Source organism: Nocardia vaccinii NBRC 15922, from assembly GCF_001613305.1.
Taxonomy (GTDB): domain Bacteria; phylum Actinomycetota; class Actinomycetes; order Mycobacteriales; family Mycobacteriaceae; genus Nocardia; species Nocardia vaccinii.
Map to the genome: position 1 here is coordinate 218028 of NZ_BDCC01000019.1, position 22973 is coordinate 241000.

Below are 22973 nucleotides of genomic sequence, written 5' to 3' on the forward strand. Positions count from 1 at the left end.
TTCACAGCGGCGGCGATCAGTCTTTTTCGATCGACGGAACATGGCCGCTCCCGGGGTCACCCACGTGGTTCGATGCCGCCGGGGCCGTCGGCAGCGTTTGCAGCAACGCGACCGACAACCGGCCCTGCACGGTCAGCTCCGCGTTCTGCGTCACCAAACTGCCGATGGTGACGGCCTGGTCCGCGTTGGTCTGCCGCAGCCACGCGATCTCGGCGGCGTCGTCGGCCGACGCCTTGTCCACCCAGCTGCGAGGCACAAGCAGCCCGCGCAGCACCATCCAGGTGAACGTCGCCAGCAGACCGACCGGAGTCAGGGCCGCCAGCGGTAGCACATTCAGCATCACCTGCACTACGCATGCCGATCAGCAGCCGGACCGGAGCCGGGCACGGTAGGGGGCGGCGACGGTTTGGCCGCGAGCGCCACCGGGGTGACCTTGGCGTGTATGGCCTCCGTCGCGCCGATGCCGAATATGGCGGCAACGATGCCTGCGATCCAGTTCGCGGTATCTGCATCGGCGCCCGCGCGGATCGCCAGGTAGCCGACGAAACCGGCCACCACCGGATAGAAGGCCATCCGTACCGGCTGCGATTCGATCAGTGAGACAACCTTGTTCACGACGCGCTCCCGGGAGTCGCGGGGGCTGTCGGAGCGGTGTAGCCGGGAATACCGAGGTGCGCACCGATCTCGGCGAGCGCATCCACGACGGTCCTGTTATTCAGCTGCGGCCAGCCGCCGAACTGCGCCGGCATGTCGTTGCGGGTGCCCGCGCCGCCGATCTGGTCGACTGTCAGATCCGTGTGGTAGAGCAGCCATTTCAGCGCATCCCCGACGCTGACGGAATTCCCGTACGCATCGGTGATGGTGTCGCTCAACTGCATATCGCCTCCTAGGCTCCATTGGCCGAAATCCGGTGTGTCGGCCTCATTTACGTCGCACGAAACGCCGCCCACCCATGCGGTGCCGATGCGTTGGTGCATGTTGATTCGGGGATCGACCTGGCCGCCGGACCAGGCATCGGTCTGCCACGCCCAGTGCGCGACCCCGGCATCCAGGGCGCGACTGACCGGGTAGTAACCGCCGTAGATACCGACGTTCTGCTCGCCGATGACCGTCCCCGCGCCGGTCAGATACCCGTTGATCGCGGCCTGCTGCGCGGGGGTTGCGTCCCAGTCGGCCGAGAAGTAGATCGGACGCCCGTCGGGCATGCCGCACGCACGCGCCTGCGTCAGCCCGGCTTCGGCGTCGTAGCATCCGGCGTCGTAGCCCACGAGCATCCGATCGGCGTAGGTCTCGTAATTCGCCACGATGTCGATGCCGTGCGCTCGAAGATCGTCGGCCTCCTCCGGCGTGAGCAGCTTGCCCGGCAATCCAGGTCCACCGTCAGTGAGATAACGGGAGACGAAGCTGTATCCGGCGCGTGCGATGGCCGCGCCGCCTGGGCGTCCGCCCGCGTAATCGAGTCCTTGGGTCATCGCTGCGCGCTCCCGTCTTGGTCTTTCAGGTGCTGCCGGATCCGGTGATTGCGTTCGGCGAGATCGGCGAGCCGTTTGGTCGCGTTCGGTAGCTTGGCGGCGTACTCGGCGCTCGCCTTCTCGCGCTCCTTGGGCGTCATGGCCGGGAGCTTTTCGGCGAGTTCGGGATTCAGCACGGCGAGCGCGGCCTGCAACCGCTCCTTCGGGGTGCTCTGCTTCTCGGCCAGCACCGCCGCAGCGGCTGGATGCTCGGCCATGTACTGCGCGTACGTGTCGGCGTCCACCCAGTCGAGCAGCTTGCTGCCGGTTTCGGCTCCCCGCTGCTGGCCGGGGATCGGGAAGATGACGGCCTTGTCGTGGTGCAGCCGCAATCCCTTGTCCCACCACTCCGTTGCGATCACGCGCGAGTGGAGCGAGTGCAGCGCGTACCGGCGCACCCTGCCGGGGCCCGGCAGCGGCAGCGAATCCAGGTAGCGCGTGAGCTCGGCGATTCCCGCCTCGCGGTCCTCGTCTTCGGGCATAGAGGCTCCCGTCATGAGAGAAGGTGGACGCCGATATCGGCGATGGAGGCTTGCATCTTGGAGAGCATCCGAGCGAAGCGCTCCGCCTGCGTGAGCCGGGATTTCGCCTCACCGACCTGGACCTCGTAGTCGTGCGGCTTGCCTTGGGAGTAGTCCCAGGCGAGCGTCGCGATCGCGACCTGGTCGACGAACAGGAAGTTCGAGATCTCGAGGTCCGTGCTGCCGATCCTGTTGCCGGGCAGGAAATCCAGGAACGGCAGGTAGCGGGCCGAGCCGCCGATCGTGAACACGTGCGCGGTCTCGCTGGCCGTCGCGTCGATCGCGGCACGGAACGCGTCGATCGCAGCGAGCGACCAGGCGTTGACGTTCGCGCTACCGCCGAGCACCTCACCCAGGTGCACCCAGCCGAGCGCATGCGCACGCGTGTTGTGGGTGTACTGGTCCCACGCGAAAATGCAGCCTTGGATAAACGGCATGATCACGTCGGCTGCGATATCGCCTGCGTTGTCGACGAATCCAGATGTCAGCAGGAACCCGAGTAGGTCACCGCCGAGTTCGATCGCGATCTTCGCGGCCTCATCGGCCAACGGGTTGTCGCCGCCCACGATGAACGACACCGCGGTGTCCGGTGAGTGCGTGAGGTCACTGGTTTCGATGGACGTGTACGGGCCGTCCATGATCGTCACCCACGGATAGGGCGGCATCGTGCCGTTCCATCCGGCCGCGTAGTACTCGTCCGGCAGCAGCACGTTGTCGTTGCTGGTCGCGGTGAAAACGTCCTCGACGCCGCCCTCGGCCCACGAGACGACTGTGCGGGCGAACCCGTCGAACAGGTTGCCGATCACCGAGGTGCCGGCCGGATCGTAGAAGCCGGAGTTGTCGACAACCTCGAACACCAGCGCACCGTTGCGGCAGGTGGAAACGCCTGGCACGTCGATGGTTTCGCCGTCGATCGTCATGACGCGGCGGCACTGCATCGTCAGCTGCGCATCGTCCATCGCGTCGACGATCAGCTGATCGACACGATCCATCCGCATCGAGAAGAAGTTCCAGAGCGACGAATCATCGAGGTCGAACGGGTTCGCCTTGATGAACACTTGCCAGCTGGACCAGTCGAATAGAGCGTCCCAGGATCCGACGTCGAACGGGTCCTCGGGGATATTCCAGAGGTTGCCGTTTCGCCGGATCAGCTGGAGCAGGATTACCAGGGAGATACACCATTTCGAGGGCCCGAAAAGTGGCAAATCCCTTGGCCACTGGAAGACCTCGAGCGGCAGGATCGGGTTCGGCGGGCACAAGTAGTACTGCAGGAACTGGGTGTCGTGGATGCACGTCAGCTCGACGTAACGGATCCCGTTCGCATCCTTGCGAAGCCGCCAGTTCTTGACCAGCCCGGACCACTGGAACGCGCCGCCCATGTGATCGACGATCAGCACGACGTTCGCCTTGATGACGTCCGCCATCGACGGATTCGCCTTGGCCAGCAACGGAATGTTGATGATGTAGCGGGAGATCGGGTGATCCGGCCGCAGCCGCAAAGTCCCGACGCCCGGGTCGGTGACCTTGTTTTTCAGCGGGAACGAACCGGCGATGTTGTCGGCCGCCTCACCGACCAGGATCAGACCCTCGTCCTCGCGTCCGTCTGGCGGGTTCGTGAACACGCGCGCCCGCGGCTTCGCCCGCCGCATTGCCAGACGCTCCTCGCGGATGCGCTCGCACTCGTCCCACGTATCCGGAATGTCCGCCAGGGTGAGCGGCTCCGGGGGCGTCATCGTCGTCACAAGCTCACCCCGAACGGCCGCGAAAACCAGGCCGGGCACACCACGTACGCCGTGGTGTTCGCCGTGCCGCCGACCAGCTCGAGCGGGACCTGTGTCGGCGGCGTCTTCGGCGCTACGGGATACATGAGCTGCACGCCCAGATTCCGCTGTTCGACAGGTGTATTCGACGCCGCGACCATCTGCTTCTGATATGGATCGGTGTCCAGGTCCAGATCCTCACCGGCCTGTAGCGGATTCAACGTGACCGTACGCGTGGCGTCCTGGCCGGGCGTGCGCCCGAACTTCAGCTCTTGGCCCCAGCTGTAATCGGGGACCGTCCATGTCCCCGGGGCGGGCAGTTTCCATTCGAGGAAGATCGGGACGTTGCCGCGGTTCTCCACCCAGATCGGCAGCGTGCCATTGCCGGTGGGAAATGTGCACGGGTAGACGATGCTTTCAGCCGCCCAGAACGGCCGCTCGCACGCGGCCATAATCGCCATCGTCGAGGTGTCCTGCAGAAAGGGTGATTTCCCTTCCCATGCGCCTTTCGAATACGAGTCCGGGGCTTGATACAGGCGCATCTCGAGATCGCGCGTCGACCCGGGAGCCTCCGCAGTAATCGAAAATGTGTCGTCGAACATGCCGAGGTCGTCGCGGAAATCGGACTCGATCTGCATCCACTGATCCGGATCCGGATGGTGCACATTCACGCCGAATGTGGGCCTGCGCTGCTTCCACTGAAAGCCTTGATACGACTGGCCGTAGATGCTCTTGATGTAGAACGTGTCAGCGTCCGCGTCGGTGAGCAGCTGACTCGTGTTCTTCTGAATCTCGACGCCCTCGGTGCCATCCGTGAGATTCCAGCTGCGGCCAGATGTCTTGTTGGACAGCGTGAGTCGCAGATACTGCGAGCGGTCGATCATACGGGCCACGTCGACATCCCCCCGAGCGTCGAGCGGGCGACCTGCTGATTCATGTGGTCCATGAATTCGCCCATGTGCATGATCCGCGGTTCGTTGACGTGCACGTCGTTGTGGTAGTGCGTCTCACCGCTGCCGCCGCGCGTCGCGGACATGTCGTAGTTGCTCGGCATCGGCAACGGCTGGAACTGCGCGCCGGCGTTCATCGCGTCCAGGAATGGCGCATTCTGCTGCGCGCCAGCCGCATTCGTGACGTGCAGGTACTCGCCGTTCGAGCCCCACCACAGCATCGGGACGCTGTCCGAGCGCGGACCACCAGGGCCGCCGACCCAGCCGCCATCGGCGTAGCCGCCGGTCGTCGGCCAGATCTTCTCCGGGCCGCCGTACTTGCTGTCCACGTAGTTGAGCGCGGCAGCGATATTCGGTGCCGCGTCGGTCTGTGAACCCGGAAACCGCGCATCCTGGTATGCCGCGAACGTCGTGTCGATCACCTGCAAGAGACCCTTCGACGGATGGCCGGCCGCGGCGTTCGAGTCGTAGTTGTTGACCGCGTTCGGGTCGCCGCCGCTCTCGTCCTGGATCTGCTCGACGGTGATCCCGGCATCTGCCGGATTGCGGCCGGTGGCGGTCAGGATCGCCTGGACAGTGCCGAGCCACTGCTGCGCGCCCCCACCCGGGACGTAGGTATGCGCCAGCGCGGCGTTCGATGCGGCACTCGCCGATGTGCCCGCGGTGCCGGCGTAGCTGGCCGTGGCCGGGTTGGTGGGCGAGCCCTGCTGCGTCGTGGTCGTGACGATCGTCGGCAGGTTTTGCGGCGCGTACCCAGCCGCACCCAAACCTGCGCCAGCGATACCGGACGCCGCCCCAGACGCCGCGATGCCCTTCTGGAACGCGCTGTTCCACGCGTTGCCCTGGGACAGGATCGACCCGCCCAGGCCCAGCGAGTTCAGCAGGCCACCCGCGAGCGCACCGCCCAGCTCGCCACCGAACTTGTTCCCGAACCGGCCGCCGATCCCGGCGTTCACCGCCGCGCCCTGCCCGCCGGGAATCGATGCGCCGATCGCGGCACCGATCACCGAACCGATGCCGATGCCCAACGCCTGACCGGCACCCTGAGCGCTGAACAGCGTTGCCGCACCGGCGCTCTGGTTCTGCATATCCCGGCCGACCGTGTTCGCTGCCTTGTTGTACGCATAGTCCGCAGCGGTCTTGTCCGCCTGCGTCGATGCCGGGTTCGCATAAACGGCGTTGCGCTGCGAGTTCGCCTGATCGAACGCGGCTTTGTCCTGGGCGAGCTGAATCTGCTCATCGGACTGCGGAGCAGGCGCAGCAGCCTGCGGATTGAGCACTGATTGCGAGCTCACACCCGGCGTCGGCGTCGCCAGGGTGCCGGCCGCCGGGTTGCCGAGGCCGCCATCGGCGGTGTTCACCGTCGCCGAGCTCATGTTGAGGTAGGCGTGCTGCGTGAACAGGCTGGCATTCGAGCCGAGCGCACTGCCGCCGAGCAGCACCTTCCCCGCGCTGCCAGACGACTCGATGTTCTGGCCGTTCGGCAGCGTCCCGGCGGTGTGGCCGCCGCCGGGCATCGATGGATCGTCGATCCATCCGACGCTGAAGACGCCGTTGCCGGAACCGGTTCCGAGCTTCCAGCCCAGCGCTTGCAGCCATGGGCCCTCACTGCTGGTCGCCATCCGGCCGCTGGACGGATCCAGACCGTCCGCCTTCAGCGCGAGCTGCGAGATCAGGCCAGAGCAGTCCAGCGCACCGCCGTACGGCTGCCCGGCGAGCGACTGCGCCAGCGCCAGCACTGCAGCGATGTTGCTCGCACCCGAGGCCGTGGCCGACGTGCTCGATGAGGCCGGGGTGCTGCCGGGCTGACCGCCGGTCGCGTAGCCGGGAAGCATCGCGATCAGCTTCGGGTCGATCCGGCGCTCGTTCAGAGCTTGGAAAAACGAGACGCCGTACGTGTCGACAGCGCCCTCGGACTCGACGAATTCGCCTGTGCTGGCGCGGATCACCATCGAATCCGAGGTGCCATTGCCGGGTCCGCTGAGCAGGCCGCCAGTGGCGTGCGCGCCCGCGAAGAACGGCGCGACGTTCGAGGGCACACCCGGCGCCGGAGTCGGCGTCACCGGCGTCCCGAACCCGGGCGAATACTGCCCCGGCAGCCCAAGGCTGTACGCGTAGTACTGCAGGCCGCCAGGAATGTTCCCGGCCCGGTCTTTGCTGTCGGTGATCAGCTTCTCGAGCTGCTGCACCGCGCCGGTGGCCTGCGTGGTGTCCGCAGTGAACGTGGCCTTGAAGTTCCCCGCCAGCGGCTGATAGTGCTTGAGCAGCTCGTCGGCCTGGCTCTGCGTGTAGCCCATCGCCTCGATGGACTTCGTCGCCGAGTCGCGGATCGCGTCGGACTTCTTCTGCGCGGCAGCCTGCGCCTGGTCGGCGTTCTGGCCGTGCTGGATCGCGTCCTTGTAGACGGCCGCGGTTTCCTGCTCCCACGCTGGGGCGAGCTGCTGGTTCAGCAGCTGATAGAGCGCCTGCCCCTTCGAGGTGGTCGTATCGATCGCGCCCGACGCGTCGATCGTGGCCCCTGCCGCGGTTGAGGCGTTCGTGCCCATCGCGGTGAGCGCCTCGTTGACCTTCAACGTCGCGTCTTCGACGGTGAGACCGCCCTGACGCTGCCGCTCGAGCGCATTCGTCGCGGCGTCGATCGAGTTCGCGGCGTCCCGGTTCTTATCGCTCAGATCCTGGATCGCGGCCGCGACCGGATGCACCGAGGATGCGTCGACGGCCCACTCGTCGCGCAGCTCGGTGAGCTTGTGCGCCGCATCCTCGCCGCCCGAGCCCATGCCCTTCAGCTGGCCGATCAACTGGTCGAACTGCGGCTTGCTGCCGGTGATCTTCGCCGACAGCTGATCGTTACTCAGCCCGATCTTGTCCAGCGCCGCCGAGGCGGCCTGCGACTCCTCGTCGACGGATTTCCGCGTGCTGTAGTTGGCGGCGACGCCCTTCCCCAGGCCGCCGAACCATGAGCTCGAGACGCCCGCCAGGCCCGCCGACCAGTAGTCGGTGACACCGGGCATGTCCTTGGCGTTCGTAGCCAGCGCATCCCGGTAGTTCTTGATCGCGTTCGTGTTGGCGTCGATCACACCGGTATCGAGCGCGCCGCCGGAAGACTGCAACGCCTTCCGCATGGCGCTGGCGTCCTGCGTGGTCTGCAGAACCTGCCCGTGGAAGCGGTCGATCGCAGCCGAACCCTTATCGGCGGACTCGGAGAACGTCAGGAACCCGACCGCGGCCACGCTCAATGCGACTGTCCATGGGTTCCCGAGCAGCCCGATCAGGCCACTCCCCGCAGCCTTCAGCTTGCCCAGACCGCCCGAGCCCTCGGCGGCTCCGCCGGCACTCTTCGCGAGGAAGTCGATCGCCAGCTTCGCGCCGTCGACCGCAGGCTTGACCGTCTTGAAACCCGCGTAGGCGGCGATGGCCAGCTCAACGAGGCGCGGGTGATCGGATAGGAAGTGCGCGATCTCGTGCAGCGGCGCTCCGATGACCGACCCCCACAGGTGGAAGCCTTCGACAACCCCCTGTGCCAGGCCCGGCAGATCTTTCAGCAACGGTGCCAGCTGTTGGCCGTCTTGGCGTAGTTCACGGAAGAATGAACCCAGCTCCGTCTGGCCCTGGCCGCTCTTGAGGAACGCGGCCATGCGGCCGGTGAGGTTGTCGAGAGACTGCACTACCGAACTGCCGTCACCCGCCGCGCGGAACACCGACGCCACGGACGAACCGAGGTGCTCGACGGTCTGGCCGAGCTCGCGCGCCGAGGTGATGCCCTGCTTCATCCAGGCATCGAATTCGCCATCGCTGGTCGTGCGCAGGATCAGGTTGTCGAACTTCGTCGCCATGTCGTCGACGGCCTGCCCCATCGCGGGCAGTTCCCTCGAACCGGCCGCCGCCAGCGTGGTAATGGCCTGAGTGAACGGCGCCGCAGCGCCCGAGGCATTCCGGAACCCGGCGACCGTGTTGGTGAGGAACTCACCGAAGTTCGCCTTGCTGCCGGGCGACGACAACTCGAGGAGTGTCGCGCGAAGGCCCGTGTTCAGTGCTTCGTCGACACCGACAACACCCGCTTTGAACGCCGGCAGCTGCGTGTTGGCCAGCCGCTCGATCGCCGGGCCGAGGCCATTGGTCAGCGCATCCTGCCCGGCGATGCGCACGTCGGTCCATGCCGGGCCGAGAGCGCGGATATCGGCGACGAGTTCGCGCGCATTGGGCGACAGCTTCGCCAGCGCAGAGGCGATCTTGTCCTGTCCGCCGGACTGGGCGGCCTGTTCCTCGGCTTTCTGTACACCGATCAGGGCTTGGCTCAGCTGGTGCGCGGCATCAGCCTCGGCCTGAATCCCGTCGCTGACCTTCTGCTTCGCCGCGACGACCTGATCCGAGCCCTCGATACCCTTGCGGTTGGCCTCGGCGGCGTCCTGCGCGGTGTCGTTGAGCTTGTTCTGCGCCCGCTGCTGCCCGATGACCGCACGCTGATAGTCGTCGAGGGCCTTCTGCCGCTGGTCCGCGTCGGCGGTCGGGTCGTACTGGACTTTCTGCAGGTTCTTCGCGGCCTCGGAGACCGCGACCGACGCATCGGTGACGTTGACCTTCTGCTCCTCGAGCGAAAGGTTCACGTCCCGGATCGACCGCGAGGTGTCCTTGTAGGCGGTGTTGAGATCCTGCTCGTCCTGGGTGAGATTGCGGACCGCGGTCTGCCCGGCGCGCTGCGCGGTACCCACCTGATACTGGGCTTCAGCCACAGCATTGAGGGCGTCGCGCTGTTTGACTGCTGTCTGAGCGGAATCCGCCGACGCCGCGGTGTACGCCTTGAAAACGTCCGAGATACCGTGCGCGCCGATCGCCGCGGAGATGCCGCCGAACGCGAGCGCACCACCTGCGGCGGGCAGCAGCGCCAGCGCGCGAGACGCCTGCGTCGCCGCATCAGCGATAGCGAGCAGATCGGAGACCGCCGCCGCGGCACCGTTGACGCCGACGACCTTCATGTTGAGGGTCGCGGCTTCCTTCAGGTCACCCTTGAGCGACTCCAGGTCTCGCTTGAGTTTGTTGCTCGCCGATTTACTGGTCGCCTCGTCGGCGGTAACCCCGATCTTGACCGGGTTGGCTTCCTGCTCGGCACGCCAGCGGTCCAGGTCCGCGCTGGCCTGCTCGGTGTCCGCGTCCACACGCACGGACATGTCGCGGCCCGCGTCGGCGCGCCACTTCTCCATCTGCGTGTCCGCGTCCGCGGTCTGCGGCTCGACCGTGACCTTCAGGCGAGCATCGACCGCCTCCAGGTCCGCACGGAGTTCCTCGACGAACTTGTCGAAATCCGGATGGATGGAGACCCCGGCATTACCCGCGGTGTAGTCGGCCAATCAGTTCACCTCCCACGGGACGAGAATCGAGCGGATGTGCAGCGACTTGGCCGCGAGCAGCTCGTTTTGCCTTGCTTCCCAAGGCATTTCGGGGCGAGCGGCCGTCGGTGCGCCCTTCGGGTCGGCGCGCATCGTGGCGTAGAGGATGCGCCACAGGATGTCCTGCATGTTCGCGAGCTCGCCGCGGATGGGGTCGAACTCCTCGAGCGGCGGGGGCGGCGCTTTCTTCGGCAGCGCCTTGGTCGCCATGTACTCGATCAGTTCCGGATCCCGCAGCAGTGCGGCGCGATATCGGGAGCCGCCGCCGCGCAGGTCGGCAATGAACTCGAACAGCTCGTGCCAGTCGCGTTCGCCGCGGAAGAATTCGTTCAGATCCAGACCGTGAAATTGCCTGCGCAGGTCGATGCGCAGCTCGGCCCCGTAGCGCCCGACGAGCTCTACGAGGCCGTATAACCCCCCGGCGCTGCGTCGCTCGCGCCCGGACCGTTGTAGTGATCGATGATTTTGAAGGTGAGACCGATCAGCAGCTCACCAGAATCGGGCAGCTCGTCGAACGCGGCCAGCACGCGCACGTAATCCTCTGGCGCCAACAGAATTCGCAGCATCGCGAAAAAGTTCATCTGGCTCGATGCGGTGTGGAACGTATCGCGATCGGCCAGCGTCCTCGGCCAGTGCGCCTCGATGGGCGGATCGAAGCCGGGCACGACGAACGGCTCCGGATTACCGTCACTCAGACGCCACACGGTCTTTTGTGCCCGCTCGCGCAGCGTCTCGAACGCAGCGAGATTCGGCGACTTCGGCGCGGTCGGCTTGCGCGACGATGTCGTGCGCTTGCGCGGGGAGGCAGCAGCCATTCAAAGCTCCAGATGTGTTGTAAGGGATGGGGTTTTCCGGGCGGCGCGCAGTGGGAGGCGTGTGCGCCGCCCGGAAATCTCAGGAGACGGTGACGTTGCAGGTACCGGTCAGCGCCGTGGTCGCGCCGTCCGGGGTGTAGGAGGCGGTGATCACCGAGCTGCCGGTCGCCACCGCGGTGACCAGACCCGAGCTCGACACCGTCGCGTCCGCCGGGGTGCCGGACGAGAACGTCGACCAGGCGGTCACGTCCTTGCCGTTCGAGTCGGTCACCTTCAACTGCTGCGTGCCCGCCACTGCCAGAGTCGCCGTCGACGGGCTCACCGTGATAGCGGTGACCTGCATGAAGCCACCCAGCTTCGCGAGCGGGATGTTGCCGACACCTGCGACGCCGAAGTCGTAGAACGAGCCGACCACACCGTCCGAGCTGACGAACGCACTGTCCTGGTAGCAGGTCAGTGTCTGCGGGAACGCGATCTCGGAGCCATCCGCCAGGGACACCTTGCCGGGCTTGGTGTTCGCGAGCTTCGGCAGGATCCAGTACGGGTAGTACTCGCTGCCGACAATGCCGTCGAACGCGATCACGATCAGCGACCAGTAGTCGGACGTGGACGAGATCATCTTGTGCCCGCGCCACTCGCCCGAGGTCGAGTTGGCCCATGTGTCGGAAAGGTCTGCGCCGGAATACAACTCGTGATTCACCTTGCGCCATTCCTGCGCGGTGTAATCGATCGCCAGTCCTTCGCTGGTCTTGATGGTGCGGCGCGGGGCCAGCGACCCGAGACCTTCGACATCGGAGGTCTTTACGTCCGGCGTCATGTCGACACCGGCCTTCTTCTGCAACTCACCGAGGGTCTGCCAGCCCTGGGGCAGCGGCAGCAGCGCGCCGGTCGTGGGATCGCAGATGTGCTGCGGGATGTACGACGCGCCGATGCTCCACTTGTGCGCGAACGCCAAGCTGTTGAGCGGCGCGAACACCAACGGGTCTTGCTTGTCCTTCATCTGCTGGAACAGCTGGACGCCCGTAGCGGTCATGGGTCTCTCCAATCCGAGAGGGAGGTAATGAATTTCAGAAAGAGGCGGCGATCTCGGTGAGGATCGGGCCGTAATCAGGAACCGACCGCGGCAGACGGCAGTCGATATCGAGGGTCGCGACGACCAGACGCAGATCCGGATTCGCGTCCGCACGCAACTCCGGAGCCAACCCCCGGCTGACCGAGGTGACCTGCATATAGCTACCGTCGGACATCTTCACCGTGCCGCCGGCGCGGGGCAGTGCCAACAGCAGCTGAACGCAGTACTCCAGCAGCTGCCACGACTCGTCGCGGGTGGAGGCCAACGCGCCGATCAGCACCGACTGCGGATCCAGCACCGTCGACATGCCCGGCATGCCGCCAGACCCATACACGGGCACCAGCGGCAGCTGAGTGTCGTACTGGCCCGGCAGATACGAGCACGTCGTCGGCCGCCGCGGCGTGCCGTCGGTGTTCATGATCTGCACGCCGACCGAATCGGCCACCGTGAGCAGGTTCAAGAACGGGGTCAGCCACGCCTGCACCACATCCTCACGGACCGGCCAGCCGCCCTTGTACCAGTCGGGAAACCCGATGCTCATGCCGCACCCGTCGACATCAGGCGCAGCACCGACTGAAGCGTCGGCGTCGGCCTGTTGAAGTGGCGCCCGGTGGATTTCGAGTGATTACCGGCCCCGAAGATGTGCGCGGGTGCGCCCGGATCGGTAACCCACACGTCCGTGATGTACCGGTCGTGCTTCACGCCGCCGAGGTGCACGTCGACGACCGCGGAGGCGGCCATCTCGCCGGTGCGTTTCACCTCGAGCGCCCGATACAGCTGCTGTACGACGAATCCGACGTACGTCATCATCGCCTTGCATTCGGGCCCGACCAGCCACGCAGTGATGAACGGGTTCGGGTCCGCGGGGATGTCGTGGCGCATCACACCACCCCCTGCGTGCGGATCACGAAATACCCGAAGTCGTGCGCGGAGATCGGCTGGACGCTGCCGGATTCGATCGCCGTCACATCCCACCGCGTGCCGTCCGCGCGCACAAGCTGGTCACGCACTTGCACATCCGCGCCCGCCGGCAGCCCGAAACCGCGGTCGATGACAGAGATCTGCCGTCGATCGAAGTTCGGGGTCGCTGAATTCACCCACGTCACAACGTCGCCGATCGTTTCGGTGGCGGGTGCGCCGACTGGGTTGCCGTTGTTGTCGCGGTCGATGCGTTCCCGGGTAACGGTTTCGCCGTTGCGTACCCGGATCACGACCGGCAACCCCACGTGGACATCGTCATGGACTTCGCCCGAGCGCCGCCCTGGATGAGGGTCATGTCGTTCGCCGTGATGTACAAGGACCCGTCGGGGTTGCTATACACGCGGGTCTCGCTCATCCCGGCCATACCGTCCGAGGCCTGACGTACGCCCTCGTTGTCGACGTTGATCAAGGCCCGCTTGACCATCGCGCACACCAGCAGCATCGCGCCGGTGCCGTCGGATTGTCCGGCGTCGATCAGGCCAGTGATCGACGGGAACCACTGGCGCAGCCAGAAACTCGCGTCTCCGAGCAGCGTCGTGGCCGTCGCCTCGCTAGCGGCGTCGGTGGGCATATTGCGCCACCGCGCCCCCAGCTGTTCGACCGTGGCGTACGGCGACAGCAGCGGATTCGTCATGACGAGGGCTCGTTACGCCGAGTCGCCGTCGCCGGAATCCGCCGCCGCCTCATCCGGGTCGGACTTGGCAGTGGTCGCTTCGCGGCGCACTTCCTCGGCGGCGAGAATCTGCGCCTGCGCCTCGACGGTGACCGGCTGCGTGCCGAATCCCTGCATGATGCGCTGCTCCACCTGGGTGGGCGCCCGCACATCGACAATGTTCGGGCTGTTGTCCACGATCTCCTGGAACGACGGAGGCTGATTCAGCTCGTCGAACCTGTCGACGTGCTCCGGGTGCACCATCACCGTCTCACCCATGCGGCCGTGCACAGCACGCCGCTCGGGGTTGACGTAGGTGTGGATCGCGACGTTGATCACGCGCTTCACGCCGGTGGCCGCCTTGGCGGACGGAGCGGGCATAGCGATATCTCCTCGGAATCAGCCGGCCAAGCCGGTCACTTTGACAACCGCGTACGGTTCGGTCACGGCGAACGCGGGGGCGCAGAACGACTGCACCCAAGTCACCTGCTCCTCCGGATCGCGCCAGCTCTCCGTGGACAGCGGGACCTCCATGCGCATCTGACCGACACGGCCGGTCGCCACCGCGTACGCGGTGCCGGCGGCGCAGCGGTTGGTGGAGAACATGGTGATGCCGTAGCTGTCGAGCTGCTCCTGAGCGGCCCCGTTACCGGAGTAGACCTCCCGGAAGTGGGCGGCCTCCTGCGGATTCACGATCCACGTGTCGTAGGAGTAACCGAGCTCGGTCTCGTCGGCCAGCATCTGCGCCTTCGCGAAATCCGCGGACGGCCACTGCTGGTTCGTGGTCTGCGACGAACCACCGGTGACAGTGCTGGCCCAGTTGTTGCCGACCATGGTGGTCGCGCCGCCGGTCTGAGCGACCGCCGATGCGAGGGCGGTCATCGCCCGCGTGTTGATCTTGCGGGTGATCGCGTTCATCACCTTCACACCCTGGGACTGAATCACCCACGGATCGTTGCGGCGCTTCTCCTCATCGGTGACGCCGAACTTGCCACCGAACTTCTCGGGCACCGCCACCAAGGGGGTGGGACGGCTCGAGGTGAGGTTCGGGAACTCGGAACCGGGGGCGACCGTCGCGACGTCACGCGTCGGGTACAGGTCGTTGTAGGTGATCTGGTTGTAGATCACCGAGCCGCCGGACACGCCGCCGCCGTTGGTGAAAATGCGGTCGGCGAAGAAGTTCTGCAGACTCAGATCCGCCAGGTAGGCGGTGATCCGGGTCGGCTCGTTCAGCAGGACATCCAGGGTGATCTGGCTGCCGGAGACGCTGGCCGGCCCGAGCGGGTAATAGGACGGATTCGGTGCGGTCATTTACCTGCTCCTTTCAGTACAGCTCGGCGAAAACGTCCTGACCGGACGCGGTCGTGGTGGTCCACGCCTTGCCGATCACAACGTTGGTCGAGGTTTGCGGCAGTACCGCGCCGGTGGCGTCGACCATCAGGTCCGCGCCGGCGGTGATCGCGGCAGAGCAGGTGATCGGGATGATCCGGGACGTGCCGCGGCGAACCACGTTCACCACAGCGCCGGACGCGGCGTCCTGAGCGGCGACGCCCGCGATCTTCCCGCCAGCAGTCGGCAGCCCGGCTTGAAATACGTTGTAGGTCGCGTCCTGAACGCCGCTCAGCGCGACGCACTTCTTGCCGGTGAGGGCGACGCTGGCGAGCATGGGCACGTTGTCACCGTCGTCATACAGCGGAATGCACTCGTTGGCCATGGCCCCTCCTTTCGAGGATTACCCCTGCTTGGGGCGGTTTCGGTTCGGAATCCACTCCGGCGGGTACGCGGTCGGCGGCGAATCATCCTGTGTCGCAGGCGATGCGCCTGGACGAAGATTCGCGGTCGGCCGGTTCGACGGGGGTGGGGTGACAGGCGGAGTCGCTACGGCGCTGAGCATCTCGGCGATCCCCTTCGCTGCGTCTTCGCGCTCCTCCGGGGAGCTGCCGACGATGTAGCGGTGGTGGGATTCCGGGATGGTGTACCGGTTGGCGAGCACCAGGCGCTCGTTGAGCTCGCGCTGAGCGGCGAGATCGCTGGTGAGGGTCTGGTTCGCCTCGGTGTAGCGCTGGATCTCCGTCATTTCCGCTTGGCGGCGTGCTTCGGCCTCCTGGGCCAGCGGCTCAAGTTCATGCACTCGAGTCCGCAGGTTCTGCGCCTCGCGGTTGACCTTCTGCAGCTTCGCCCGAACCCAGTCCGGCAACTCGTTCTCGTTCCCTTCCGGTGCCTCCGGGGCGTTGGACGGTTCCGCGTTCGGGTCGGGAATGTTCGGGTCGGGGGTCTGTTCCTGCGGTGCGGTCATGTGTAACGGCCTCCTGGGCCTTTCGATGGGTGTTGAAATGCCGCGCCTCCGGGGCGCGAACGTCTAGTGGTGATGCGCGAGCGACCGGCGCAGATCCGCGCTGGTCAGGATCGGGAACATCTGCCGGGCGTACTCGGCGTGCAGCGCCCGGACTCCGGCGTGGTGCTGGCGGTGCTGCGCGACAACCGCGCGGTTGAACGCGCGCACCGCGTCTTTGCCGCGTTTGCCCTTCGTCGCGGAGGTCCACAGCGCGTTCCACCGCTGGTAGGAGTCTTCGCCCTCCCATTCGTGGCCTCGGAAGACGAGGACCGCGCGGCAGTGGCATTGATCGTGCGCCCGGAAGATCGCCGATTGTTCGGACCGGTAGACGGGTCCGCGGCTGGCGAGCATCGCGCACCAGGGACACGGTGTCGCGCCGGAAGTCACTCGCGCCCAACCGATCGCCGACCCGGCAACATCCGCAGTCCGCAGGATCGCGTCCCGGCCGGCCTGCCGCGCATGCCGCGCAACCGCTTCGCCCGTGCTCTCCGCGATCCGGACAACCACGCGAGGCGAACTCGGGCCCTCGTCGAGATTCGGGATCGACACGTTCGTCCGGCGTTCGACGACCGTCACCTTCGGCGCGTTCACCGTCGCCCGGCGCGGCACCGGCGTGGTGATCGTCACGCTTGCGCGGCGTCCGGGCTTGGCCTCGTCGATCATCTTCTGCACCGGTTCGGTGGTGCGCTCGAGGATCTTCACCAGAGCGTCCGGCTGATATGGGGCGATCGGCGCTGGATCCGGGATCGACTCACCGGCCACAGCTGCCGAATGCTCCATGTTCCGGACAGCCAGCACATAAGACTGGCCGCGAGCGACCTGCACCGGCGCATACAGCCGTTCCGCGAACTGAGTCCGGTCGCGGCGGGTGAGCGGGATGCCGAACTTGCGCATCATCCGCGACACCAGCCGCATCATGTTCGACGAGATCACCGACTCGGCGTATTCGAGCTGCGAAGCGCTGACCGTCCCCGCGCGTGCCGCCGCATAGTCGACGCCGACGATCTCGGGAGTGGTCATTGCCCCGGCTGGCCGGACGGATCGACAGCTTCCTCGGCCTGGATACCGCGGGCGACCGCGGGCGCACCCTGCGCGGCCTGCAAGTACAGGGCCTCGAGCGGATCGGCGTTGGTGCGGATCTCCTTGGCGCGGGCCACCTTCGAGTGATCCCAGCCCGGGATGTCCTCCCACAGCAGCTCATCGGGCACGCCGAGCATCTGGCCCATCTTGCCCAGGGCATCCACCGTGGCGGCCAGAGCGCGCGCGGTGGCGTCCTTCCACCGCACTCGCGCCTCGAAGTCGGACGCGCCGGCCTCATCTCCGTCGAGGTGGCAGCACAACCGCAACGCCTGCTCGTGGCTTTCGCCGAGACTCGTCGTGATCTCGTCGACCTTGCGAGTCTTGCCTTCCTCGAGGGCGGTCAGCGCCTCGGCGGAAATATTCGCGATCTGGGAGACGCCGAGCTGAGTCGCGGGAACCTGCGCGATGCTGGACAGGTCCTGCACCGCGTCATCCTTGCCCGCGACATAGAACTTCGGGTCGGTCTCGTCGAACTGACCAACCTCGACGTTCGGATCCTTGAACAGCCACAAATCGGATGCGGTGGCGCGCAGCGCTTCCTGCTCGCTCTCGGGCCACCAGCCCATTGCGTATCGCTGCCGGAATGCCGAAAAGAACTGGGTGACCAGCATTCCGAAGTTGGTTTCGTTGATGCGGTTCTGGATCGACAGCAGCGGCTCGATGATGCCGTACTGCTCCTCGCCCTCAAGCAGCATCGAGTCGCGGTATCGAACCACCGGGCACACCCCGGCGCCGTGCGCGCGGGACTCGATGAACGTGATGTCGGAGACGTTCTGCCAGTTCGGGAATCCGAAGCTCGAGGTCGGCATGTTCTCCATGCCGAGGATGTATTCGGCAACCTCGTCGTACAGGTAGATCAGACGCCGGTCGGTCTGCAGCGCGAACATCGGCCACTGGTCGTTGACCGGATCCTGATAGACCGCGGTCATGTGCAGCGGGCTGACGCCCTTCATCACCGGCCCGTTGTTGCCGGGCAGGCACACAAGATACGACGCACCGTATTTCAGCGTCGACCGGTGCAGGCCGGTCTGGCGCGCGTTCATCTGGTTGCGGGTCCAGTACTGCCACGCCGCCGAGGTCTTCTTCGTGTCGGACGCGATATAGTCTGTAACGGTCATGACCTGCGAGAACGCGTCAACTATCAGCGGCAAGAAGTTCGCTTGCGCCTTCTCGGCCAGCCGCTTCATCTTCTCCGGCGCATCGTCCGGAATCTCGATACCCAGTTCGTCGTGCCGCTTGTTCGGTTTCAACGCCGCAGAGATCCGCGCCAGCCGCGGCTCCTCATACGCTTTCGCGCCCATCAGCAGATTCAATGCGACCTGCTGCGCGGTCTCGGGCGGCATCGCCTTCGGCTCGACCGGGCCGCGCTCGCGTGGCATCGCGCCGAACGACAACAGCTCCTTGGCGCGGTCGATCGCTGCCTGAGCACTCAGTGCCATCTCACCTCCTGCGCTTGCCGATGAACATGGCCTGATTGCTCTGCTCTTTGATGCCGGACGCCAGGTATGTGCGGCGCATCAGCCGGGCCCCGACCATGCACACCGTGAGATCGACCTTTCGTGCCGATTCGCGGTGCTCTTTGCCGAGCGAGACGCCGTGCTTGTTCGGCCGGCGCCGCGCGTTGCGGGTGTGCTGGATCAGCTTTCGGTTGCCGTCGTGGGTCAACGTCTTCTCGCGGATATCGGTGATCGCGCGCTCCGACTCGCCGACGAACGCCTGCTGATGCCGCACCGCACGCATATCCCAGATGACCTTGTGGGCACTGTCGCCGGACTTCACCGCCGGGAGCAGCAGCCGATCGCCCCAGCGGCGCGCCCAGTCGTCGAGTAGGTCTTCCCAGAACCGTTCGCCGGTCTCGTCGTCGCGGGCGTCGGACGGATCACCCCACAGGCCAACAACGTTCATCTCAGCCATGGCCTTCGTGACCTTGTGGTCGACAGCGTCACGGTTGACCGTCCATACCTGCACCTGCGCTGGCCGTTCCCAGACGCCGATGACGAAGATGTAGCCGTCGGAGATCCGGCACCCGACCACCCCGGTCGAGTCGTCGGACTTCGAGCCGTCGAAGAACAGCACCACCGGCTCGCGCGGCCCGATCTCGGGCTTCGGTTTCGCCGTGCACATCTCGAACCACTTCGGATCCACCCATGCATCCGCGGTCGCGGTGACCTGGTTGTACCACTTGCGGCGAGACTCGTTCACGCTGTTGTTCGGGTTGATGATCGACTTCACGATGCGGCCTGTCGGCCGGGCATCGAGCCAAACGCTGTCGCCCCGAATCGCTTTCAGCACCTCGGGGGCCGCCTCGATGGTCAACGGCGCATCCGGTGGTGCCTCGAGGGAGTCGTACAGCAACCCGAAATCCATTGCCCGCGCGTCCTCGCCGAGCGTGGCCTCGTACGCTTCGCGGGTTCGCTCCCCAACCGAGTCCTCACCAGGCCGGTAGGCGTTGCAGATGTCCAGGATTCGGGCAGGTGACTCGACGGCAGCCTTCGCCGCGTTACCCTCCAGGGCGCCGGTCATCTCATGGCCGCCGTTGGACTTGTTCCAGTTCTGGATCTCCGCGCGGATCACCAGCTTCGGCCGGCCACCCTCGATCGCCAGCGGGCTACTGGTCACCGCCTCGATCTGCCTGGTGTCCCCCAAGCCCCAGACGTTCAGCTTCCCGATCTGGATCCCGTAGTGCGCCCGCGTCTCCGCAGGCACCAGCGACGGGAACAGCTTCATCGTGTTCTTCGTCTGCTCCTGGTTCACCGCGACGATCTGCACCCACGCGTCCGGCTCCTCACGCCCGATCGGACGGTCGCCGTCCCAGTGATCGAACACGACCTCGGCGAAACACGCCGCCATCGACAGACACGCCGCGACCGGATCCTTACCCCAGCCCTTCAGTCGCTGCAGAACAGCCGAGTGGTAGAGGAAATCGCCGTGCTCGTCGATCGCGAAATACCAGAGCACGAACCGGGTTTGCTCCGGCGTGAACTGCCAGGGCTCGCCCTTCTTGTCCCGCAGCCACTTCCCGCACCAGGCCAGCACCCGCCAGCCGAGCGTGTGCTCTGGCAGATGCCAGCCGGTCGCGGGATCCCACTGCCATGTGGGGCCGATCTTGACCGGTTCCCACTCGAGATCGAGGGGCGGCACCGTGGTAGCGAGCTGTTCCTCGTACCAGGCGATGATCTCCGCGAAATCGTCTTCCGGAGTCGAGATCAGTGCCGCAGAGCGGCTACGCGCCACGCCTTGACCAGCGAGCGTTCGCCGCGGCGCGGGCACTCGCCGAGCGAGCCTCCGGGTTCGCTCCCTCGTCCGGCAGCTTCAGCTGACGGAACAAGGACGCCAACGTCGAACGATGCTGGCGCAGCTCTGAAATCAGGGGGTTGATCACCGGTTGGCCCGTCGAACCCTGCACAACCAGTTGCGCGCCGCGTGATTCGGCCTCCAGCGTGTCGATCAGATCCGACTCTCGGCACGCATCCTCGAGCACACGCAGCTCATCGGCGCGCAGATCGTAATCGGTGGTGATCTTCGTCCACAGCTTCCGGCCGGCGGCCGACAGATTGCGTGGGGCAGTCACTTTCGCCATGGCGGTCGACCTCCAGGGTCTGTTTCAGCGCCTCCAGGGCGCGGGGGGAGCGGATCGGCCGCGGCGAGCTGCGGCAAAACCCGGAAACGGCGCACGCATGATCCGGAGTGCTATGCGTCCCGGTAGGGCTGCGGACCGATCGGGGGTCACCCCCCAGGGCCTCGCGGCCGGTGTCGGCGCCGCAGCCCGGGATGGTCTTCGACGGGCAGCCGGAGCCGTGCGCGTTGGGCGGCGCGGGCGGCGTTGCCTTCGGCTGAGGACTTCGCCGCGTGGTGTTCTCGGCACAGGCTTCGGAGTGCCTCGATCCGATGGTCGTCGGTCTTGGCGTCGCGGTGGTCGACCTCGACCGCGACCGCGGTGCAGCGTTGGCCGCGGGTGGTCCATGTGCAGCGTTGGCCGTCCATCTCGAGCCGTTGGGCGCGGATGGACGGCCAGTTGGCGGGGAGCCGCGCGCGTCGGTCGCTGCCTTCCCACGCCATCACTTGCCGCCGCGGTCTACCTTGCGCGCCCGCTCCAGCTTGGCCTTGATCTCGGGATCCTTGCCGAACTTGCTGCGCGCAACCTTGTTGAGCACCTGCGAGGCGCTCATGTCTTTGCCGTTGTGCCGCAGGTTGATCGCGGACTTCGCCGCGGCTTTGTCGGGCAGCGGGTACGACTTGTCCTTACCGCTGCCGGTCTTGGCGCGTGCGGTGGCGCTGACGCCGCCGGATGCGGTGCGGTTGGAGCTGGTGCCGCTACCGCTACCGACGCCTTTGCGCGGCTTGCTCATTGCCATGGCGATCTCCTTCGATGCGATGGGCTTCGAGCGGGTTACGATTACGGCGACCCGTTTGGTCGGTGCGGGCAGCCAGCCGACTGGGATGGCGACCTGTTCTGTGCTAGCCGGAGCGAACAGCCACTCGACTTCACACGATCGGGTTGAGGCCGTTCCAGCTGTCCCGCACCGACTCGGCGAGCTTGACCGCGTCGGCTGGATCGGAGCAGGTGACGTGCACGCCCTTCGTTGCCGGGTAGGGACGCTCGATCCAGCCGATCCGGAACGGTCCGGGTTCGGCGCTCTGGATCAGCACCTCGCTGTCGATCAGCTTCTTCGGGATGCGCTCGCACATGCCGAACGACTGCCCGTATTCAGAACTGGGCGTGGACAACCGTGCGGCGAGCACGATGCACAAATCGTCCTCGTGCACTTTGTAGCCGACCTGGGTGACGCGGTATGCCTCGTCGCGAGCGAACCCGGCGAGTTCGTCGGCGGTCATCCATGCGCCCTGGTTGTTGTGCGCGTCCACCCAGGTGACGCGCACAAGGTCGTAACCAGTGGTCACAGGCCGAGCAGTCCGGCGACGAACTTCTCGAGCGCGAAGTCATCGGACTTCAGCGCCTGCCAGGCCAATTCGAGCAGGTTCATGATCAGGCACCAGCGTTCGGGTCGGGCGTCGGCGCCGGGGTGGGCGCGACGGTGGGGTCGGTCTCGGTGGGCAGGTTGCCGACAGCGGTCTGGGCCTGCGCGAGCGCGTTCTGCGCGGCGGTGAGGTCGACGGTGCCGCCGTTGGCGGCCTGCTGCTGCGCCGCGGTCAGGGCGTTCTCGACGTTGGTCAGGACGGTCTGAGCGTTGGACGCCCAGGCTTCCCACTTGGATTCGACGTCGGCGATGGCCTGGGCGAGCTGGTCGGCGTCTTGCTGGCTGGACACGATGAATTCTCCGATCTTGTTGTGCAGGAGGTTGACTCGGCTGCTCTGGTTTGCGAGCGCGACGAGGATCTCGTCGCACTTCGCGATTACGGCACCGATGCCGAAGATCATGGTCAGAGGACGATGCCGAGCAGGCCGCTGACCAGCGTCCCGATGACGCTCGCGAGGGCGGGCAGCGATGCACCGGCGGCAGCGGACAAGGTGACGAGCATGGGTGACCTCCGAGGTCGGGGATGGGGGGTTCGAGGCATGAAAAAACCGCTGCTGTCCGATTTCGGGGTCGGGTAGTCAGCAGCGGTTTGTTGTGCCAAGAGTACATCAGATCGCGCGGTTGGTAGGCAACGTGACTGGCCCGCGTGTCTGATGTCCGATATGAGTGAAGCCCCGGCGGTTCGTTCCGGGGCTTCGGGTTCACTGCATACGGTGACGTGTCGAGACTATTCGGTTTCGCTGTCGAGCGTCGCGAATTCGTAGATCGCTCCGCACACGCCGAGGAGTGCGACGAGGCCGAGGAAGATGCCGCCGTTCCAGAACGCGGCCACGGCAAGCGCTCCGCATGCGACGGCTGAGGCGATGCTCAGGGTTTGCGACCACCGGAGGCTTGGTGGTTGGCGTTTCTGGAACTTCACAGCTACCGACGGTA

The 22973-nt window shown here is 66.1% G+C and carries 26 protein-coding genes; all 26 read right to left on the minus strand.

Going from position 1 to position 22973, the window contains the following annotated elements:
* Positions 1–16 precede the first annotated feature (16 nt).
* Positions 17–340, minus strand: a complete 324-nt coding sequence (locus NV1_RS14950) for a hypothetical protein (RefSeq protein WP_157116926.1) — start codon at positions 338–340, stop codon at positions 17–19.
* An 8-nt stretch (positions 341–348) separates the two neighbouring features.
* Positions 349–615, minus strand: a complete 267-nt coding sequence (locus NV1_RS14955) for a hypothetical protein (protein WP_067891176.1) — start codon at positions 613–615, stop codon at positions 349–351.
* Positions 612–1472, minus strand: a complete 861-nt coding sequence (locus tag NV1_RS44530) for a DUF1906 domain-containing protein (protein WP_067891179.1) — start codon at positions 1470–1472, stop codon at positions 612–614. The genes NV1_RS14955 and NV1_RS44530 overlap by 4 nt, the downstream gene beginning before the upstream one ends.
* Positions 1469–1993 (minus strand): hypothetical protein, encoded by a 525-nt coding sequence (locus tag NV1_RS44535; protein ID WP_067891182.1) that lies wholly within the window; start codon positions 1991–1993, stop codon positions 1469–1471. The genes NV1_RS44530 and NV1_RS44535 overlap by 4 nt, the downstream gene beginning before the upstream one ends.
* A gap of 11 nt (positions 1994–2004) precedes the next feature.
* Positions 2005–3765: a Gp37-like protein gene (locus NV1_RS44540; protein WP_067891185.1), complete on the minus strand. Its 1761-nt coding sequence runs from the start codon at positions 3763–3765 to the stop codon at positions 2005–2007.
* 5 nt (positions 3766–3770) lie between these two features.
* On the minus strand, positions 3771–4685 hold the full coding sequence (locus tag NV1_RS14975) for a hypothetical protein (RefSeq protein WP_157116928.1): 915 nt from the start codon (positions 4683–4685) through the stop codon (positions 3771–3773).
* A complete protein-coding gene (locus NV1_RS44930; protein WP_067891191.1) occupies positions 4673–10087 on the minus strand; it encodes a hypothetical protein in 5415 nt (1804 codons plus the stop codon). The genes NV1_RS14975 and NV1_RS44930 overlap by 13 nt, the downstream gene beginning before the upstream one ends.
* Positions 10088–10336 (minus strand): hypothetical protein, encoded by a 249-nt coding sequence (locus tag NV1_RS14985; RefSeq protein ID WP_067891194.1) that lies wholly within the window; start codon positions 10334–10336, stop codon positions 10088–10090.
* A gap of 188 nt (positions 10337–10524) precedes the next feature.
* Positions 10525–10941 carry a hypothetical protein gene (locus tag NV1_RS14990; protein ID WP_067891197.1) on the minus strand — a complete coding sequence of 139 codons (417 nt, stop codon included), beginning with the start codon at positions 10939–10941 and terminating at the stop codon, positions 10525–10527.
* A gap of 79 nt (positions 10942–11020) precedes the next feature.
* Positions 11021–11974 (minus strand): Ig-like domain-containing protein, encoded by a 954-nt coding sequence (locus tag NV1_RS14995; protein ID WP_067891200.1) that lies wholly within the window; start codon positions 11972–11974, stop codon positions 11021–11023.
* Positions 11975–12008: 34 nt separating this feature from the next.
* Positions 12009–12554 carry a phage tail termination protein gene (locus NV1_RS15000; RefSeq protein ID WP_067891203.1) on the minus strand — a complete coding sequence of 182 codons (546 nt, stop codon included), beginning with the start codon at positions 12552–12554 and terminating at the stop codon, positions 12009–12011.
* Positions 12551–12895 (minus strand): hypothetical protein, encoded by a 345-nt coding sequence (locus tag NV1_RS15005; RefSeq protein WP_067891206.1) that lies wholly within the window; start codon positions 12893–12895, stop codon positions 12551–12553. Before NV1_RS15005 ends, NV1_RS15000 begins: the two co-directional genes overlap by 4 nt.
* Complete coding sequence (locus NV1_RS15010) at positions 12895–13239, minus strand: hypothetical protein (protein ID WP_067891209.1); 345 nt, start codon at positions 13237–13239, stop codon at positions 12895–12897. Before NV1_RS15010 ends, NV1_RS15005 begins: the two co-directional genes overlap by 1 nt.
* Entirely contained in the window at positions 13221–13628 is a 408-nt protein-coding gene (locus NV1_RS15015; RefSeq protein ID WP_067891212.1) for a hypothetical protein, read from the minus strand. Before NV1_RS15015 ends, NV1_RS15010 begins: the two co-directional genes overlap by 19 nt.
* 12 nt (positions 13629–13640) lie before the next feature.
* On the minus strand, positions 13641–14027 hold the full coding sequence (locus tag NV1_RS15020; protein WP_067891215.1) for a hypothetical protein: 387 nt from the start codon (positions 14025–14027) through the stop codon (positions 13641–13643).
* A gap of 18 nt (positions 14028–14045) precedes the next feature.
* The gene (locus NV1_RS15025; protein ID WP_067891218.1) at positions 14046–14957 is read right to left on the minus strand and encodes a major capsid protein; all 912 of its coding nucleotides are present in this window, start codon (positions 14955–14957) and stop codon (positions 14046–14048) included.
* Between the two features lie 13 nt (positions 14958–14970).
* Entirely contained in the window at positions 14971–15360 is a 390-nt protein-coding gene (locus tag NV1_RS15030) for a DUF2190 family protein (protein ID WP_067891221.1), read from the minus strand.
* Between the two features lie 18 nt (positions 15361–15378).
* Positions 15379–15942, minus strand: a complete 564-nt coding sequence (locus NV1_RS15035) for a hypothetical protein (RefSeq protein WP_067891224.1) — start codon at positions 15940–15942, stop codon at positions 15379–15381.
* A gap of 63 nt (positions 15943–16005) precedes the next feature.
* The gene (locus tag NV1_RS15040) at positions 16006–17001 is read right to left on the minus strand and encodes a VG15 protein (protein WP_067891228.1); all 996 of its coding nucleotides are present in this window, start codon (positions 16999–17001) and stop codon (positions 16006–16008) included.
* The gene (locus NV1_RS15045) at positions 16998–18500 is read right to left on the minus strand and encodes a phage portal protein (RefSeq protein WP_067891231.1); all 1503 of its coding nucleotides are present in this window, start codon (positions 18498–18500) and stop codon (positions 16998–17000) included. Before NV1_RS15045 ends, NV1_RS15040 begins: the two co-directional genes overlap by 4 nt.
* Position 18501: 1 nt before the next feature.
* The gene (locus NV1_RS15050; RefSeq protein ID WP_067891233.1) at positions 18502–20295 is read right to left on the minus strand and encodes a terminase; all 1794 of its coding nucleotides are present in this window, start codon (positions 20293–20295) and stop codon (positions 18502–18504) included.
* Positions 20285–20641: a hypothetical protein gene (locus tag NV1_RS15055; protein ID WP_067891236.1), complete on the minus strand. Its 357-nt coding sequence runs from the start codon at positions 20639–20641 to the stop codon at positions 20285–20287. The genes NV1_RS15050 and NV1_RS15055 overlap by 11 nt, the downstream gene beginning before the upstream one ends.
* Before the next feature lie 478 nt (positions 20642–21119).
* Positions 21120–21416 (minus strand): hypothetical protein, encoded by a 297-nt coding sequence (locus tag NV1_RS15065; RefSeq protein WP_157116930.1) that lies wholly within the window; start codon positions 21414–21416, stop codon positions 21120–21122.
* 130 nt (positions 21417–21546) lie between these two features.
* Positions 21547–21963 (minus strand): hypothetical protein, encoded by a 417-nt coding sequence (locus tag NV1_RS15070; RefSeq protein WP_067891245.1) that lies wholly within the window; start codon positions 21961–21963, stop codon positions 21547–21549.
* Between the two features lie 85 nt (positions 21964–22048).
* On the minus strand, positions 22049–22441 hold the full coding sequence (locus NV1_RS15075) for a hypothetical protein (RefSeq protein WP_067891248.1): 393 nt from the start codon (positions 22439–22441) through the stop codon (positions 22049–22051).
* Positions 22442–22767: 326 nt separating this feature from the next.
* Positions 22768–22959: a hypothetical protein gene (locus NV1_RS43510; protein WP_157116932.1), complete on the minus strand. Its 192-nt coding sequence runs from the start codon at positions 22957–22959 to the stop codon at positions 22768–22770.
* Between the last annotated feature and the right edge of the window lie 14 nt (positions 22960–22973).